Source organism: Pseudodonghicola sp., from assembly GCF_048268305.1.
GTDB lineage: Bacteria > Pseudomonadota > Alphaproteobacteria > Rhodobacterales > Rhodobacteraceae > Pseudodonghicola.
Genome location: NZ_JBLWVT010000005.1, coordinates 260,702 through 276,566, shown reverse-complemented (window position 1 = coordinate 276,566; position 15,865 = coordinate 260,702). Strand labels below are relative to the sequence as shown.

At 63.4% G+C, this 15,865-nt stretch carries 12 protein-coding genes and 3 pseudogenes; 9 read left to right on the top strand and 6 right to left on the bottom strand.

Annotated features, from left to right (window positions below; genetic code table 11):
- The first annotated feature begins 74 nt into the window (after positions 1-74).
- From ACN0V4_RS11570 to ACN0V4_RS11560, 3 genes are all read left to right on the top strand, one after another.
- Positions 75-1,889, top strand: a complete 1,815-nt coding sequence (locus ACN0V4_RS11570; protein ID WP_417676196.1) for a Hint domain-containing protein — start codon at positions 75-77, stop codon at positions 1,887-1,889.
- Positions 1,890-2,905: 1,016 nt separating this feature from the next.
- On the top strand, positions 2,906-3,268 hold the full coding sequence (locus tag ACN0V4_RS11565) for a hypothetical protein (RefSeq protein ID WP_417676194.1): 363 nt from the start codon (positions 2,906-2,908) through the stop codon (positions 3,266-3,268).
- Between the two features lie 198 nt (positions 3,269-3,466).
- Positions 3,467-4,669 (top strand): Hint domain-containing protein, encoded by a 1,203-nt coding sequence (locus tag ACN0V4_RS11560; RefSeq protein WP_417676192.1) that lies wholly within the window; start codon positions 3,467-3,469, stop codon positions 4,667-4,669.
- A gap of 128 nt (positions 4,670-4,797) precedes the next feature.
- Here the strand turns inward: ACN0V4_RS11560 and ACN0V4_RS11555 are convergent.
- From ACN0V4_RS11555 to miaA, 6 genes and pseudogenes are all read right to left on the bottom strand, one after another.
- Positions 4,798-5,625, bottom strand: a pseudogene (locus tag ACN0V4_RS11555) (oligopeptide/dipeptide ABC transporter ATP-binding protein); the annotation flags it as partial.
- Between the two features lie 170 nt (positions 5,626-5,795).
- A pseudogene (locus ACN0V4_RS11550) lies at positions 5,796-6,232 on the bottom strand (ABC transporter permease subunit); the annotation flags it as partial.
- 31 nt (positions 6,233-6,263) lie between these two features.
- A pseudogene (locus ACN0V4_RS11545) lies at positions 6,264-6,377 on the bottom strand (ABC transporter permease); the annotation flags it as partial.
- Positions 6,378-6,543: 166 nt separating this feature from the next.
- The gene (locus ACN0V4_RS11540; RefSeq protein ID WP_417676190.1) at positions 6,544-8,217 is read right to left on the bottom strand and encodes an ABC transporter substrate-binding protein; all 1,674 of its coding nucleotides are present in this window, start codon (positions 8,215-8,217) and stop codon (positions 6,544-6,546) included.
- 214 nt (positions 8,218-8,431) lie between these two features.
- A complete protein-coding gene (locus ACN0V4_RS11535) occupies positions 8,432-9,220 on the bottom strand; it encodes an AraC family transcriptional regulator (protein ID WP_417676188.1) in 789 nt (262 codons plus the stop codon).
- A gap of 138 nt (positions 9,221-9,358) precedes the next feature.
- A complete protein-coding gene (gene miaA, locus ACN0V4_RS11530; protein ID WP_417676186.1) occupies positions 9,359-10,258 on the bottom strand; it encodes a tRNA (adenosine(37)-N6)-dimethylallyltransferase MiaA in 900 nt (299 codons plus the stop codon).
- Positions 10,259-10,411: 153 nt separating this feature from the next.
- On the opposite strand from miaA, the gene pyrH reads away from it, so the two are divergent.
- The 6 genes from pyrH to rseP all read left to right on the top strand — a co-directional run bounded on the left by pyrH (position 10,412) and on the right by rseP (position 15,860).
- Positions 10,412-11,122, top strand: a complete 711-nt coding sequence (gene pyrH, locus ACN0V4_RS11525) for a UMP kinase (protein WP_417676184.1) — start codon at positions 10,412-10,414, stop codon at positions 11,120-11,122.
- A gap of 61 nt (positions 11,123-11,183) precedes the next feature.
- Positions 11,184-11,747 (top strand): ribosome recycling factor, encoded by a 564-nt coding sequence (gene frr / locus ACN0V4_RS11520; protein WP_417676182.1) that lies wholly within the window; start codon positions 11,184-11,186, stop codon positions 11,745-11,747.
- A gap of 8 nt (positions 11,748-11,755) precedes the next feature.
- Positions 11,756-12,520 (top strand): isoprenyl transferase, encoded by a 765-nt coding sequence (locus ACN0V4_RS11515; RefSeq protein ID WP_417676394.1) that lies wholly within the window; start codon positions 11,756-11,758, stop codon positions 12,518-12,520.
- Positions 12,517-13,317, top strand: a complete 801-nt coding sequence (locus ACN0V4_RS11510; RefSeq protein WP_417676180.1) for a phosphatidate cytidylyltransferase — start codon at positions 12,517-12,519, stop codon at positions 13,315-13,317. Before ACN0V4_RS11515 ends, ACN0V4_RS11510 begins: the two co-directional genes overlap by 4 nt.
- A gap of 13 nt (positions 13,318-13,330) precedes the next feature.
- Positions 13,331-14,503, top strand: coding sequence for a 1-deoxy-D-xylulose-5-phosphate reductoisomerase (dxr, locus tag ACN0V4_RS11505; protein ID WP_417676178.1), 1,173 nt, complete (start codon positions 13,331-13,333; stop codon positions 14,501-14,503).
- 4 nt (positions 14,504-14,507) lie between these two features.
- The gene (gene rseP, locus ACN0V4_RS11500; protein ID WP_417676176.1) at positions 14,508-15,860 is read left to right on the top strand and encodes an RIP metalloprotease RseP; all 1,353 of its coding nucleotides are present in this window, start codon (positions 14,508-14,510) and stop codon (positions 15,858-15,860) included.
- Positions 15,861-15,865 lie beyond the last annotated feature (5 nt).

Sequence of the window (15,865 nt, the reverse complement as noted above, 5' to 3'; positions counted from 1 at the left end):
CAAACAGGTCTATATTTTGGCCAGCACCGGGTCGGTAAAATGTGAGTTTGGTAACATTTTTGCGGGGGCGGAGCATGGCGATCATTAACGGTTCCATTTTAAACGATACACTCTATGGCACCTCCGCGGCCGACACTATCGATGGCTTTGCTGGGGATGACTGGCTCTATGGTTTTGCCGGTAATGACTGGCTTATCGGTGACCTGGGCAATGACTCGCTCGACGGCGGCATCGGGGCAGATGTGCTCGATGGTGGCGCTGGATTTGATTTCGCTTCCTATACCAACAGCGCTGCGGGGGTCTATGTCGATCTCTCCACGGGCAATGGGTACTACGGCGATGCCGCGGGCGATACGCTGTATAACATCGAGGGGATCTACGGATCGGCATTCGGCGACACGATGATCGGGTTCGACTCGACCGATCCATCGTCGGTCTATTCGAACATCTTCTTCGGCGAGGGCGGCAATGATCTCATTTATGGCAATGGCGGTGATGACGATCTCTACGGTGGCAATGGTGATGACCAGATCTACGGCGGCGATGGTCTCGACAGCATAAATGGCGATTCCGGAAACGACATCATCTCGGGCGACGCCGGCGATGACTATCTCCGTGGCGGTGATGATAGCGACGCCATCTACGGCGGCATCGGAAATGACTCTCTGCTTGGCGAAAACGGCTCTGACTTCTTGTACGGGGGCGATGGCGATGACTTTGTGATCGGTGACCAAGCCACCGACGCCTTGCCCGGCGACGACTACATGGATGGCGGCGCCGGCAACGACGTGATGCGCGGTGGTCAGGGCAACGACACCATCCTGGGTGGCGACGGCAACGATGTCATGGCCGGCAATGCTGGAGACGACAGTCTGGATGGCGGCGCGGGTAATGACGTCCTCGACGGTGGCGATGCGGGTGATCCTGTCGGAAACGACACGCTGACCGGCGGAACCGGAGATGATCTTTTCTGGTGGACCGGTGCCAACCGGGGCAATGACACCATTACCGATTTCGGCAATGACACCGGTGGCCCCTATACCGACGGCAATCAGACCAATAACGATTTCATCTACCTCGATGGCATTTTCAACCCATCGACCTTGGCGGCATATAACGTCGCCAACGGCACGAACTTCAAACATCCGATTCAGGCCCTGAACCATGACCTCGCGGATGGTGTGATCAGCTTCAACGGCACTGACATGACCGGGCCGACGCTGACCATGACCGGCATCACCGGCGGCTTGACCTGGGACCAGACGAATGTGGTTTGCTTCGCTTCGGGGACGCGGATCATGACCCGGGGCGGCGAGGTTCCGGTCGAGAAGCTTCAGGTCGGATTCGATGTGTTGACGCTCGATAACGGCTATCAGACGTTGCGCTGGATCGGTGGGCGGAGCCTTCATGCCGCGGATCTGGCCGCTTACCCGGACCTGCGCCCGATCCGCATTCGCGCTGGCGCACTGGGGCTCCGGCAGCCGGATACGGACCTGATCGTCTCGCCGCAGCACCGCGTTATGGTGCGTTCGAAGGTGGCCGAGCGGATGTTCGGCAAGGCCGAGGTTTTGGTGGCGGCCAAGCAGTTGTTGGCGCTCGAAGATGTCGAGGTTGCCGACGATCTGACCGAGGTGACCTACTGGCACTTCCTGTTCGATGCGCATCAGGTGGTGTTCTCGAACGGGGCTCTGACTGAAAGCCTGTTCACCGGCCGCGAAGCCCTCAAAGCCGTTGGCTCGGAGGCCCGTCGGGAGATTCTTGAGATTTTTCCGAACCTGGCGGCCGATCCCGAGCTGGAGTGCGCCGCTGTGCGTCCGCTGATCCCTGGTCGCCTGGCTCGAAAACTTGCCGAGCGTGTGGCGCGCCGCGGCAAGTCACTCGTCGTCTAGCACCCCCAATGCTGGCGGCGGGACGTTCCGGAAGGGGCGGGAGGGCAATCGTATTACTGGTTGTTTTTCCGTCCCCTCCGGGCGTGTTGTGACAGGCCGGCTCTGGCGGCGCGAGAACCAGAGAAAGATAAGGCAAGTAGGCGGCGACGGCGTTCAATGTCGTCTCTCCGGGCATTTCTGCAAATGTCGATCCCGCCGAAGGAATTGCCCTCAGAGAAAACGGGTCTTCCCTGGTCTGCCTGACAGTTAGCGACGCCTTGGACCCGTTGTTCACCCTCATTGCCAGCTTCTCGCTGCGTGCCGAAGGCTCTGTCGGTCAAAGGTTTTCCGGCTTGGGAAACAATCGCGATCCTTTGGGGGCGGCGGCTGTCCTCTTTCACATCCAGCACCATGATAAAGGTCCAGCACGGCAAGGGCTGCGTGTCGGGGGCCAGTGGGCTGACATGGGGCGACGGATACCGGAAACCCGCGCTGGATCGGGATCCGCGCCTGCTTCGTTGAGAAGTGAGCCGCGCGCCCGAATCTGCGCCCGATCCGGCGCCACCGTGCTGGAGCGCAGTCCGCTGGAAACCGACCTGATCCTATCGCCGTAGCACCGTGTTTTGTCCCGCTCTGTCGCCGCCGATGCTTCGTGATGCCAAGCTGAGTTCACCAGGTGAATCCCCTCATGGGATGCGTGCAATAAAACCGCCACGACCAAACCCGCAGAACTATCTTTCGGACCTAAAACTGCCGGGAATCAGGTCTCAAATGCACGCCGCCATTTCGGTGTGGTGATGTCGAGACCCCGGCCAGCGTGATTTTCAGCGGAAATTCTTATGGTCGCGAGGTGCGCGACGATATTTTTAAACCCTAGATTGCGTCCCGATTTCGCAATCGGGGGACATCGCGGAACTCATCAGAGAATCTTTGCTGCAGAATTTGCAGGTAAGCTTTCCTTCCATAAGGGGAGGATTCTTATTTCTTACCGGCCCCACGCGACACCTATGCGACTCCTATATAGAGGGAAGGATGCAATGGCCACGTTATCAAACACTTGGGGTTGGTATGCGACCGGGTTGACCAATACCGGCAATAACGATGCAGAAACCTTGGGGGGAAACAGCTACAATCTCGGGTCGGGTACGGGGGAAACCTACCGATACCAAGCCTACGGCACCATGCAAATGTATGATGCCAACGATGACGACAGAATGGACGATGCTGATACCGACGATACCACGACAAGCACCAGTGATCGGTTCGTAACGGCGGATGGCGTCTATCGCCAAGTCAATGAGGTCGTCATCTATAGCAACACTGTTCTGACCTACACGCTACCAGGAGGCGGAACCGCAACCTGGACAGTGCGCGGGCTGTACCCGCACCCCGATAGGTGAAGCTAGTTTAATCCGCTTTTGGAGCTTTCTAGCGCAATTCCATTGATGCCGCCCTGCATTACCGATGAGGTGGGCGATTTCGGCCGCTCAGGGGCAGTTTTGGGGCTGATCAACGGGGAAGCGACATGAGTACCCGTAGCGTCAGTTTGAACGACAGCAATTCAAAATGTGAGTGAATGTTGTTGCTGGGAGAACGACATGACTGACTTTACTACCGATGCCTTCTATCTCGGAAATCTGAATCTGGTTCAACCGGGAAACCCAGGGACCGAAACCGCCGGTAACTCCTCGCAGATATACGGCACCTACGGTGATGCGGCCAACCCGATTGCGCAATCCGTCGTCAGTGTGACCTCGTATAACGACGGCAGCACCAATATTGTTCAACAGGACAACATCACCAGCAGTCCCGATGACCCGAATGGCGGGACGGGGGATGGGTTCTTTTACGATCTCAATGGCGATGGGATCAACGATTACAACGGCCCGATGGACTATTTCAACGCGGTCTATGTCGATGTGGTCTACACCGATGGATCGACGGGAAAATATCAGGTCTGGTACGCCCAGATGCCCAATGGCGACACCTTTCTGATGCCGAACAACTCCACGGGCGGCGGCGTGGATGAGAACGGTTACACGCAGGACACCAGCAAGTGGACGCAGGTCCCGATGGAATCCCTCACGGTTAGCCAGAGTACGTCGACCACATTCAGCGCAACCAGCGATACCCTGAATGGCTACGGCATGGCACAGGGGTTTCACTACCTCGCGGCTCCGATCATCTGCTTCGCCTCCGGCACATTGATCAAAACACGCGCCGGCGAAATTGCGGTGGAACACTTGAAAGTCGGCGCCGATGTTCTGACGCTCGACTGTGGCTATCAACCGGTACGCTGGATCGGCTCGCGGACACTGTCCAGGATGGATATGGCGGCCAATCCGAACTTACGCCCGATCCGCATCCGTGCCGGGGCGTTGGCACAGAACCGGCCGGTAGAGGACCTTGTCGTCTCGCCGCAGCACCGGGTGTTGGTGCGGTCAAAGGTGGCCGAGCGGATGTTCGACGAAGCCGAAGTTCTGGTCGCCGCCAAACATCTGCTGGCGCTTGACGGCATCGAGGTGGCCGACGATCTGGTTGAGGTGACCTATTGGCATTTCTTGTTCGACGCGCATCAGGTGGTATTCTCGAATGGGGCGTTGACCGAGAGCCTGTTCACCGGGCCCGAGGCGCTCAAGTCAGTCTCTCCAGAAGCGCGTCAGGAAATTCTGGAAATCTTCCCGGGCCTTGAGGCCGATCCCGAAGTGGGCGCCGCCGCGGTGCGTTTGCTGATCCCGGGCCGCCGCGCACGCAAATTCGCCGAGCGTATGGCGCGCAACGGCAAGCTTGTCGTCGCCTGAGACCCCAGGGCGGTTCCGCCGCAGTTGCGAGAGCAGGGCATCGCAACTGCCTGACTTCCAACGGCTACCTCATGTTGGGCTGTCGTTTGTGTCCGGCGCAGCGCGGGCTGGATCTCTGTCCATCCGCCTCACTGCGCCGCGATCTTGATCGCCGGCTCCATCGTGCCCAGCAGATCGTCGCCCAGGTGGCATTTCACCTGATGGCCTTCGGTGAGGTGCCGAACCGGCGGCACCTCGCGGTCGCAGAGCCCTCCCGGCACCTGCGATTACTCGCGGCAGCGGGTCTGGAACGGGCAGCCGGGCAGCAGGTTCATGGCTGAAGGCACGTCATCCTCCAGCGCGATATGGGTCTTCTCGACCGAAGTATCGGCGATCGGCACCACCGATAGCAGCGCCTCGGTATGGGGGGATAAGGCGGGCTGAAGACCTGATCGGTGCTGCCCGGTTCCACCACATGGCCCAGATACATCATCACCCGATCGCTCAGGTAGCGCATGACGGAGCGATCGTGCGAGATGAACAGAAGCGTGGTCTTTTGCTGCCGCTGGATCTCGATCAGCAGGTCGGTCACCGCCGCCTGCACCGTGGCATCCGGTCGGAGAATTCGCGCGGCAGTTTCACCGGGGCGAGCAGTTGCAAGCATCCGCTCGCGACCTTCCGCCACCCTCCGGCCGACCCCGAAGATCTCCAACGCCCGGATGATCTGCCGGCCCAGGGTCATCGAGGGGTTGGGCATGTCGAAGGGCTTTGGGAACACCATCTGAATCTCGCTCACGGTCTTGGCATCGCGCGTCGATCGGCAGCGCTTCGATATTGCGCCCGTCGAACAGGAGCTGGCCCGAGGTGGCGGTCTCCAACCCCATCAGCACCTTGGCGAAGGTCGATTTGCTGCAACCGCTCTCCGCCAGCAGCCCCACCGCTTCACCAGGTCGAACCGAGACGGAAAAATCCAAATTTCCCGCAGCCGGATCAAGAAGGAGATCGACAGTTTGTCGATCTCCAGAATCGGGCCGTCCTGGGTCGGTTTCGGCATATCACTCTCCCTGTCGGGGGCAGGGCCGCGTCCCCTGCTTCTTCTCGTTCAAAATACGTCGGGGGTCCGGGGGCAGCGCCCCCGGTCCTGTCGTCAGTCCCTGAGACTTTCCTCGCGAAGCCTCTCCGCCAGCAGGTTCACCCCAGAACCCGCGACAGCGAGCGCCAGCGCGGGATGCAGGCCGATCGACAGAAGCTTGCGCCCCTCGTTGATGGTCAATCCCCAGTCCGGGCCTTCGGGCAGCAGGCCCGGGCCGAAGAAGCCGAGCGTTCCCAGAAGGATCGTCCTGTAGCCGATCCGCAGGCAGAAATCGACGATCAGGGGGCCGCGGGCGTTCGGCAGGATCTTCCAAAGCATGATATACCAGGGGCCTGCGCCGCTGGGCTGGGCGGCGGCGCCGTAATCGCGCATCTGATGTCCATCGTCAGCCCGCGCGTGATGCGGAACACGGTGGGTGACTTGACGAAGACGACCGAGACGAAAACCACCAGCAATCCGCCGGGAATATCGAAAAGATCGAGCGGCCCCGGCACCCCGGTCGCCATGATCTCGGGGGGGATCAGCAGGGTCAGACACGCGGAAGTTGCCTTCGGTCTTCGCCAGTTTCTCCAGATTGAGATAGAGGTTGGTGAGGGGAAACACGATGACCGTCAGGCAGAGCGCCGTCAGCGTCATCACCCCCACCCGACAAGGCAGGAGAAAAGTCCCATTGGGCCCCCGTTTGGTCAGGCCTCGTCATGACCCCTTCAGGGGTCTGTCCTGGCCGGCGCGCAAGGCGCCGCGGGGAGATCGGTGGCATCGGCCGCCCCCTCGGGGGAGGCGGCTTGCCGGTATTGGGCGATTATTCCGCCCAGGCCCATTTGTACTGGTGGTGATCATAGGAGATATGCGCCTCGGTCCCGACCAGACCGGGGCGCATGTGACGATAGAGCGAGCGCCAGTAGGGCTGGATCGTCACCCCTTCCTCCTGGATCAGCGCTTCGCCCTTGGCGGCGATTTCGCGGCGCTTGTCGGCGTCGGCGATGGCCAGCGCCTGTTCCAGCAGGGCGTCGAACTCCGGGTTCGACCAGCCGAATTCGTTCCAGGCCTCGCCCGAACGATAGGCCAACGCCCAGATTTGCACCCCCAGCGGCCGGTGGTTCCAGTTGGTCGAGCTGAAGGGGTATTTGGTCCAGTCGTTCCAGAAGGTGGAGCCGGGCAGCACGGTGCGTTTCACCTTGAAGCCGGCGTCGCGCATCTGGGCCGCCACCGCATCGGTGGTGTTCTTGCGCCAATCGTCGTCGATCGAGATCAGCTCATGCTCGAAATCCAGCATGCCGGCCGCTTCCATCAGGGCGCGGGCCGCTTCCGGGTCGGGCTTGATCGGCGGCAGCTTGGCGTATTCCGGATGCATCGGGCCGACATGGTGGTTCTCGGCGATCTGACCGCGATTGCCATAGCCCAGCTCCAGCAGCACCGCATTGTCCACTGCCATGGCGATGGCCTTGCGCACCCGCTTGTCGGCATAGGGCCGCTTGCCGTCGATCTCGGCCAGTTGGTTGGGCCGGATCACCAGCGTCGCGCCGGTCACCACCTCGGATTGCACCAGGCCGATGTCGTTCATGATGTCGATGAACTCGCCGACCGATTCATGCAGCATGTCGACCTTGTCGGCTTCGATCGCCGCCAGCCAGGCCGAGGGGTCGCTGCCGAAATCGATATATTCGATGGTGTCCAGATAGGGGCCGCCATAGATCGGCGTGCCCCACCAGGGATGTTCGTCGGTGATCCGCTCCAGCGTGGTGGCGACGCCGACCTCGACGCTGGCAAGCCGGTAGGGCCCGGTGCCGACCAGTTCGGTCGGCTTGGCGGGGTCATAGCTGGAATGCACCATCGCGGCGGGATAATCGGCGACGCCCGGGATGATCGAGATATCGGGGGTCGCCGTCTTCAGCACCACGGTCAGCGGATCGGTCACGGTGATCGCGCCATCGCGCGCCAGGCCGGTGTCGGGGTTGATCAGAGAGCTGACGCGCGCCGCCATCGAGTTGCCCTCGACCCCCTTTTCGCACCAGCGGGCGAAATTGCGGGCCACGTCCTCGGCAGTGAAATCATCGCCATTGTGCCATTTGATGCCCGGGCGCACCTTCAGCGTATAGACGGTGGCGTCGTCGTTGACCTCCCAGCTTTCCAGCAGCATCGGCCGGAACGAGCCGTCGTTTTCGTATTCGACCAGACATTCGCAGGTGCCGCTGGTCTGGGCGGCGATTTCCGACCAGTCGGCGGTGCGGGTGTCCTTCAGCGCCTTGACCTGCATTTGCACCCTGAGCGTGCCGCCCATCTTGGGGGTGCCCTGCAGCGTCTGCGCCTGGGCGGGGCTCTCTCCGATCAACCCATAGGCCGCCGCGGCGGTGACGCCGAGCGCGGTGGAGCGGGTCAGGAATTCGCGCCGACTGAGCTTGCCGTCAAGGTATTCCTCCGCGTGCATCCGGGCCGCGGGATGAATGGTCTCGCCTTGCGTGATGGCATGCTGCATGGATGTCTCCCTGTCATGGGGGTGGTTCGGTAAGGAGCCGGCGGGAGGGGGCGCCGGGCTTCAGGCCGCCCTCGGCAGATTTATGTTCCGGAGTGTCTGGTTCGCCATGGGGGGATTCGGCAACAGAAATCCCTTAGCGTCAACCGGCGCAACTCCTGTTGATATCAAAATTACGACACGACGATGTGAAAAAGCGACCATCTGCCAGGCGGCGCTATTGGCGACCCGCATGCGCTGCCCGGCGCAGGGCGGTCGGCGGATGGCCGGTGTGTTGCTGGATGAAGCGGGTGAAATAGGCGGCGCTGCCAAAACCCAGATGGCGGGCGATGTCCTGCGCCGGGGTATCGGTGCTGATCAACAGCCGTCGCGCCGCGTGCAGCACCCGTTCGGTCAGCAGGGTGGCCGCGGTGCGCCCGGTTTCGGCCCGGCAGACCCGGGTCAGATGGGTGGGGGTGACGTCCAGCCGTTCGGCCAGAACCGCCATCGAGGCGCCGCTGGCGTATTCGCGCACCAGCAGGTCGCAATAGCTTTGCACCAGCCTCTGTCCCGCGTTGGCGGGCTGCGGGCCGGCGTCCTCGATATGCCGGCGCAGCCAGATGGTGATCAGCTCGGCATAGGCATGGACCGCGGAATGATAGAGCGGCTGCATCCCCGACTGTTCGCGCCCCAGCGCTTCGAACAGCGCGGTCAGATCGCTTTGGCTGGCGGTGTCGCGCACCCTCAGGTGCTGGACCTCGCGCGGCAGCGTCAGCCCGCTGGATTGCGGGATCAGCAGCGCCTGGCCGAAGCCGTTGCGCATCAGCTCCAGCGCCATCAGGTGGCGCGCCGGGATGAACAGGGCGTTATGCGGCCCGATGCCGCGCCGTTGCCCGTCCAACAGCGCCACCCCCTGGCCGCGGGTGATCCAGATCAGCAGATGTTCGGCGCGGTCATGGACCAGTTCAAGCTGCCAGGCCCCCCGCTGGCTGAGCTGGGCCAGCGTGACCATCCGGATGTCGGTCATTTCAATCGGATCATAGGCCATGTGTTCGAAAAGGACATCCGATGCGCAGGGATTTGCCGACCAATAGAGCACCGCCCGACGAATCGGACAAGCCGACCGGTTGATCCTGCGCTTTATTTCGCCGGTTCGCCCGCCTGCCTATCGCTGCGGGGTGATCGGATGCCAGGCGCGCATTCTGGCCCGGAACCAGGTGCGTTGACGCTTGGCGAACTGGCGGGTGGCGACGGTGGCGCGCGCGCGGGCCGCCTCCAGCGTCAGATCGCCGTCGAGATGCGCCATCAGCTCGGGCACGCCGATCGCCTTGCAGGCGGGCAGGGCGGGATCATAGCGGTCGCGCATCGCCGCTACCTCCTCCAGCGCGCCGCCTTGCAGCATCAGGTCGAAGCGGTGCGCGATGCGGTCGTTGAGCCAGTCCTTGTCGACGTCGAAGACCAGCGGCATCGCCCGGTCGATCGGCAATAGGGGCGCCGGGGTGTCGGACTGCCACTCTGCCAGCGGTCGGCCGGTGGCGCGCTGCACCTCCCAGGCGCGCTGTACCCGGGCGCGGTTGCGCTGGTCGAGCCCGGCGGCGGTGGCTGGGTCGAGATCGGCGAGCAGCCGGTCGAGCGGGATCAGATCGGCCTCGGCCCGCACCTCGGGCGGGGTAGCGGGGATCTGGGCCAGCCCCTCGGTCAGCGCCAGGAAATAAAGCCCGGTGCCGCCGATGATGATGGGCCGGTCCGGCCCCTGCAGCAGCGGCGCGACCTCGCGCAGCCAGTGACCGGCGGAATAGCGCGCATCATGGGGCAGGTGGCCATAGAGACGATGCGGCGCCTCGGCCTCCTCCTCGGCGCTGGGGCGGGCGGTGATCACCCGCCAGCAGTCATAGATCTGGCTGGCATCGGCATTGATGATCACCCCGCCGTGCCGGCGGGCGATTTCCAGCGCCAGCGCGGACTTGCCGCTGGCGGTGGGGCCGGCGATCAGCACCGGGATATCGTCGGGAATCTCCGGCAGGCCGGACAGCCCCAGCTTCGGTCCCAGTTTCTGCGCCAGCATGATCCATCTTCCAAATGCACAGTTTCGCGTCGGTTCCGGCGGTTGTTGCATTGAACCCGGCGGCGATTTCCGACATTTTGGCGCGAAAAATAAACCCGTGCCAGAGCGGAGCGCAACATGACCTCTTCCCAATCAACCGAATCCCGAACGCTAATGACCAAATACAATCGCGTGATGCTCAAGATATCGGGCGAGGCGCTGATGGGCGATCAGGGCTTCGGCCTGCATCCGCCCACCGTCGAACGCATCGCCCGCGAGGTGCAGTCGGTGCACAACATGGGGGTCGAGATCTGCATGGTGATCGGCGGCGGCAATATCTTCCGCGGCCTGTCCGGCAGCGCCCAGGGGATGGAGCGGACCACCGCCGACTATATGGGGATGCTGGCGACGGTGATGAACGCGCTGGCGATGCAATCGGCGCTCGAAGGTCTGGGCGTCTTCACCCGGGTGATCAGCGCCATCCGGATGGATGAGGTGGCCGAGCCCTATATCCGCCGCCGCGCCGTGCGCCACCTGGAAAAGAAACGGGTCTGCATCTTTGCCGCCGGCACCGGCAACCCCTATTTCACCACCGATACCGCCGGCGCCCTGCGCGCCAACGAAATGGCCTGCGAGGCGATCTTCAAGGGCACCAAGGTGGATGGGGTCTATGACAAGGATCCGCACAAGTTCGCCGATGCCAAGCGCTATGACACCGTGTCCTATGACGAGGCGCTGGCCAAGCGGCTGGGGGTGATGGACGCCGCCGCCATCGCGCTGGCACGCGACAACAATCTGCCGATCATCGTCTTCTCGCTGGACGAGCCGGGCGGCTTCCGCGGCATCCTCTGCGGTGAGGGCACCTATACAAAGGTGTATGGCTAGGGCTATAGACCCCGCAAGCGACAATCCGAACATTCCGAACAAGACCGGGGGAGTGGACAGCATGTCCGAAGATTTCGAACTCGATACCGATGCACTGAAACGCCGCATGGACGGCGCCATGTCGAACCTGCGCACCGAATTCGCCTCGCTGCGCACCGGGCGCGCCTCCGGCTCGATGCTCGAGCCGGTGATGGTCGACGCCTATGGCCAGATGACCCCGATCAACCAGCTCGGCACCGTCAACGTGCCCGAGCCGCGGATGGTCACCATCAACGTCTGGGACAAGGGCATGGTGGGCAAGGTGGAAAAGGCGATCCGCGAAAGCGGGCTCGGCATCAACCCGCAGCTCAACGGCACCATCATCATGCTGCCGATCCCCGAGCTGAACGAGGAACGCCGGCGCGAGCTGACCAAGGTCGCGGGCCAATATGCCGAACATGCGCGGGTTGCGATTCGCAACGTGCGCCGTGATGGCATGGATCAGATCAAGAAGGCCAAGACCGACGGCATGTCCGAGGACGACCAGAAGTTCTGGGAGACCGAGGTGCAGGAGCTGACCAACAAGATGATCGCGGCGGTGGACGAGGCGCTGGAAGCCAAGCAGGCCGAAATCATGCAGGTTTGACCCGGATCATGCCGCGCGATCCCGCCCCCGCAACCGGCCCGAATACGGGCGCCGCGACGCAGGCTCTGTCGCGCGGCCCCCGTCATGTCGCCATCATCATGGATGGCAATGGCCGCTGGGCGCAGGCGCGCGGGCGGCCGCGGCTGTTCGGCCATCACGCCGGCGCCAAGCGCGTTCGCGAGATCGTCGAGGCTTGCCCGGCGCTGGGGATCAAGTATCTGACGATCTTCGCCTTCTCGACCGAGAACTGGAAGCGCACCCAGACCGAGGTGGCCGGGCTGATGAGCCTGTTCCGCCGCTATATCGCCAAGGAAATGCAGGCGCTCGCCGCCAAGAACGTGCGGGTGCGGTTCATCGGCGACCGGGTGCGGCTCGATACCAAGCTGATCGCGCTGATGGATCAGCTCGAACTCGAGACCGAGGGCAACGACGGCACCCATCTGACCATCGCGTTGAACTATGGCGGCCGCGACGAGGTGGCGCGCGCCACCAAGCGGTTGGCGCAGGACGTGGCCGATGGCAAGCTAAAGCCCGAGGACGTTGACGAGGAAACCCTGCCGAAATACCTCGACACCTGTGTGCTGCCGGATCCCGATCTGGTGATCCGCACCAGCGGCGAGGCGCGGATTTCCAACTTCCTGCTGTGGCAATCGGCCTATGCCGAATATGAATTCATCGACACGCTCTGGCCGGATTTCACCGGCGAGGAGCTGGACCGGCTGTGCCGGAGTTACGGCCGGCGTGATCGGCGCTTCGGGGCGGTGAAGACATGAACCAGCCACGGGCCGCCGGCCGCTGGGGCGATCTGACCGCGCGGGTGCTTTCGGGTCTGGTGCTGGCGGTGCTGGGGCTCGGCGCGGTCTGGATGGGCGGCTATGTCTTCATCACCTTCGTCTCGATCGCCATTGGCCTGATCGTCTGGGAACTGACGCGGATGATGCCGCCGGATGTCGCGGCGCGTTCGGTCGCGATGGGGCTGCTGGCCGGAGGGGCGGCCTTTCTGGCGATCTACCTCAAGGCGGGCTTTGCTCTGCCGATGCTGCTCCTGCCGGCGATCGTCGGCTTCTTCTGGTTGCCGCAGCACCGGCGCGTCTTCGTGCCCTATCTGATCTTCATCCTGCTCGCCGGTTTCGGCATGATGTCGGTGCGCAGCGAATTCGGCTTTCCCTGGATGCTCTGGCTGGTTCTGGTGGTGGCGGGCACCGATATCGCCGGTTATTTCGCCGGTCGCCTGCTGGGCGGGCCGAAGTTCTGGCCGAAGATCAGCCCGAAAAAGACCTGGTCCGGCACCGCGGCCGGCTGGCTGGTGGCGATGATCGTGGGCTGGGCCTTTACCTTTGTCACCGGTGCAGGCGCCTGGCTGATCGGCCTGTCGGCGCTGGCCTCCTTCGCCTCGCAGCTTGGCGATATCGCCGAAAGCGCGGTCAAGCGGCGGGCGGGGGTCAAGGACTCCAGCTCGCTCATTCCCGGACACGGCGGGCTGTTCGATCGTTTCGACGGCATGCTGGGGGCGGCGATCCTGGTGCTGATCGTGATGGAGTTGACGGGCTATCCCCCCGGAATTCAATGAGAAGGCAATCGACATGCGGCGGGTGACGATCCTGGGGGCGACCGGCTCTATCGGGCAGAACACCATCGACCTGATCCGGCGCGATCCCAAGGCCTATGAGGTTGTGACGCTGACCGGCGGCGGCAATATTGCGCGGCTGGCGGCCGATGCCATCGCGCTCGGGGCCGAGCTGGCGGTGACCGCCTATGAGGATCGTCTGCCTGATCTGCGCGCCGCGCTCGCCGGCTCGGGCGTTGAGGCCGCCGCGGGGGCCGAGGCCATCCGCGAGGCGGCGGCGCGTCCGGCCGATTGGGTGATGTCGGCGATCGTCGGCGCCGCCGGGCTCGCGCCCGGGCTTGCCGCGCTGGAACAGGGGGCGACGCTGGCGCTTGCCAACAAGGAATCGCTGGTCTGCGCCGGGGAGCTGGTGCTGCGCACCGCGGCGGCGCATGGCGCCCGCATCCTGCCGGTCGACAGCGAACATTCGGCGATCTTCCAGGCCCTGGTGGGCGAGGATATGGCGGCGGTCGAGCGGGTGATCATCACCGCCTCGGGCGGCGCCTTCCGCGATTGGCCGCTGGAGCGGTTGCGGTCCGCCACCGTCGAGCAGGCCTCGAGCCATCCCAATTGGGACATGGGGCAGCGGATCACCATCGACAGCGCCTCCATGTTCAACAAGGCCATGGAAGTGATTGAGACAAAAGAGTTTTTCGGAATTCTTCCGGATCAGATCGAGGTCTTGGTGCATCCGGAATCGATGATCCATGCCCTGGTCGGTTTCGTCGATGGGGCGCTGATGGCCCATGTGGGCGCGCCGGATATGCGCCATGCCATCGGCTATGCGCTGAACTGGCCCGAGCGCCGTGCCTTGCCGGTCGACCGGCTCGATCTGGCGAAGATCGGCCAGCTCACCTTCCGCGCCCCGGACGAAGCCCGCTATCCGGCGCTCAGGCTGGCGCGCGAGGTGATGCAGATGGGCGGGTTGGCCGGTGCGGTCTTCACCGCGGCGAAGGAGCGCAGCCTCGATCATTTCATTGCCGGCCGCATCGGATTTCTCGATATGGCGGCGGTGGTCGAGGCGGTTCTTGACCGTTACGCCGCGCAACGCCGCAATGACGAAGCCGCGATGACACTTGATAACGTGCTCCTGACCGACCATCTCGCCCGGGAATGGGCCGATGAGGCGGCGGCGAAGAAAGCAGGATAAGACCTTGAATATTGTTGAGTTAATCCCGCAGTTTGGCGGGCTGGTTTACACCCTGATCGCCTTTGTCGTGGCGCTGTCGGTGATCGTCTTCGTGCATGAGTTCGGTCACTATATCGTCGGCCGCTGGAGCGGCATTCATGCCGAAGTCTTCTCGCTCGGCTTCGGGCCGACGCTGCTCAGCTGGGTCGACAAGCGGGGCACCCGCTGGCAGATCGCGGCGCTGCCCTTCGGCGGTTACGTCAAGTTTCTTGGCGACGCCAATGCCGCCTCGGGCAAGGATGGCGCGACGATGGCCGAGATCTATCAGCACAATCCGGACGACCTGCGCCACACCATGCATGGCGCGCCGCTCTGGGCGCGGGTGCTGACGGTGGCGGCGGGGCCGGCCTTCAACTTCATCTTCTCGATTGCCGTCTTCACCGGCGTGTTCATGTTCCAGGGGGTCGCGCGCGACCCGCTGACGGTCGGCAAGATGCACCCGATGCCGGGGATCGAGACCAACCTGCAGCAAGGCGATGTGGTGCTGGCGATCGCCGGCACCCCGGCGCCGTCCTTCACCGACGGTCTTGCCTGGGAAAGCTTTCTGAACCATCTGCCGCATGCCCGGGCGCTGGATTACACCGTGCGCCGCGATGGGCAGGAGGTGACCGCCAGCGGTCCGCATCCCTTCCCGGCCTATGTCTACCGCGTCGCGCCGCGCAGCGCGGCGGTCGATGCCGGGCTGCGTCCCGGCGATGTGATCACCGAGGTCGATGGCAAGCCGGTCTATGTCTTCAGCGATCTGAAGGCGGCGGTCGAATCCTCGGAAGGTGCGCCGGTGCTGCTGACGGTCTGGCGCGAGGGGGCAGAATCGAAATTCACCCTGACCCCGCGCCGGGTGGACGAACCGGCGGCCGATGGCGGCTTTGCCACCCAGTGGCGGATCGGCATTGTCGGCGGCATGGCCTTCGAGCCCGCCACGACCACCGCTGGTCCCGGGCAGGCCATCCTCGGCGCCGTGGCACAGACCTGGGCGATCATCACCGGCTCGATCTCAGGGCTGTGGCACATGATCACCGGGGCGATCAGCACCTGCAACATCTCGGGGCCCATCGGCATCGCCGAAACCTCGGGGGAATTGGCAAGCCAGGGGGTGCAGACCTTCATCTCGTTCATTGCGACGCTGTCGACGGCGGTGGGGCTGCTGAACCTGTTTCCGATTCCGGCGCTCGACGGCGGGCATCTGGCGTTCTACGCCTATGAGGCGGTGTTCCGCCGCCCGCCCAGCGACAAGGCGCTGCGGGTGCTGATGACCCTTGGGCTGACCTTGATCCTGTCGCTGATGTTTTTTGCGCTCGGCAACGATATCTTCTGCTGATTGCG

What these genes read in the sequence shown, in the direction of transcription:
- ACN0V4_RS11540 (WP_417676190.1), bottom strand. Translation starts at nt 8,217, where the DNA reads ATGCAGCATGCCATCACGCAAGGCGAGACCATTCATCCCGCGGCCCGG.
- pyrH (WP_417676184.1), top strand. Translation starts at nt 10,412, where the DNA reads ATGACCAAATACAATCGCGTGATGCTCAAGATATCGGGCGAGGCGCTG.
- frr (WP_417676182.1), top strand. Translation starts at nt 11,184, where the DNA reads ATGTCCGAAGATTTCGAACTCGATACCGATGCACTGAAACGCCGCATG.
- ACN0V4_RS11510 (WP_417676180.1), top strand. Translation starts at nt 12,517, where the DNA reads ATGAACCAGCCACGGGCCGCCGGCCGCTGGGGCGATCTGACCGCGCGG.
- ACN0V4_RS11565 (WP_417676194.1), top strand. Translation starts at nt 2,906, where the DNA reads ATGGCCACGTTATCAAACACTTGGGGTTGGTATGCGACCGGGTTGACC.
- ACN0V4_RS11535 (WP_417676188.1), bottom strand. Translation starts at nt 9,220, where the DNA reads ATGACCGACATCCGGATGGTCACGCTGGCCCAGCTCAGCCAGCGGGGG.
- dxr (WP_417676178.1), top strand. Translation starts at nt 13,331, where the DNA reads ATGCGGCGGGTGACGATCCTGGGGGCGACCGGCTCTATCGGGCAGAAC.
- miaA (WP_417676186.1), bottom strand. Translation starts at nt 10,258, where the DNA reads ATGCTGGCGCAGAAACTGGGACCGAAGCTGGGGCTGTCCGGCCTGCCG.
- ACN0V4_RS11570 (WP_417676196.1), top strand. Translation starts at nt 75, where the DNA reads ATGGCGATCATTAACGGTTCCATTTTAAACGATACACTCTATGGCACC.
- ACN0V4_RS11515 (WP_417676394.1), top strand. Translation starts at nt 11,756, where the DNA reads ATGCCGCGCGATCCCGCCCCCGCAACCGGCCCGAATACGGGCGCCGCG.
- ACN0V4_RS11560 (WP_417676192.1), top strand. Translation starts at nt 3,467, where the DNA reads ATGACTGACTTTACTACCGATGCCTTCTATCTCGGAAATCTGAATCTG.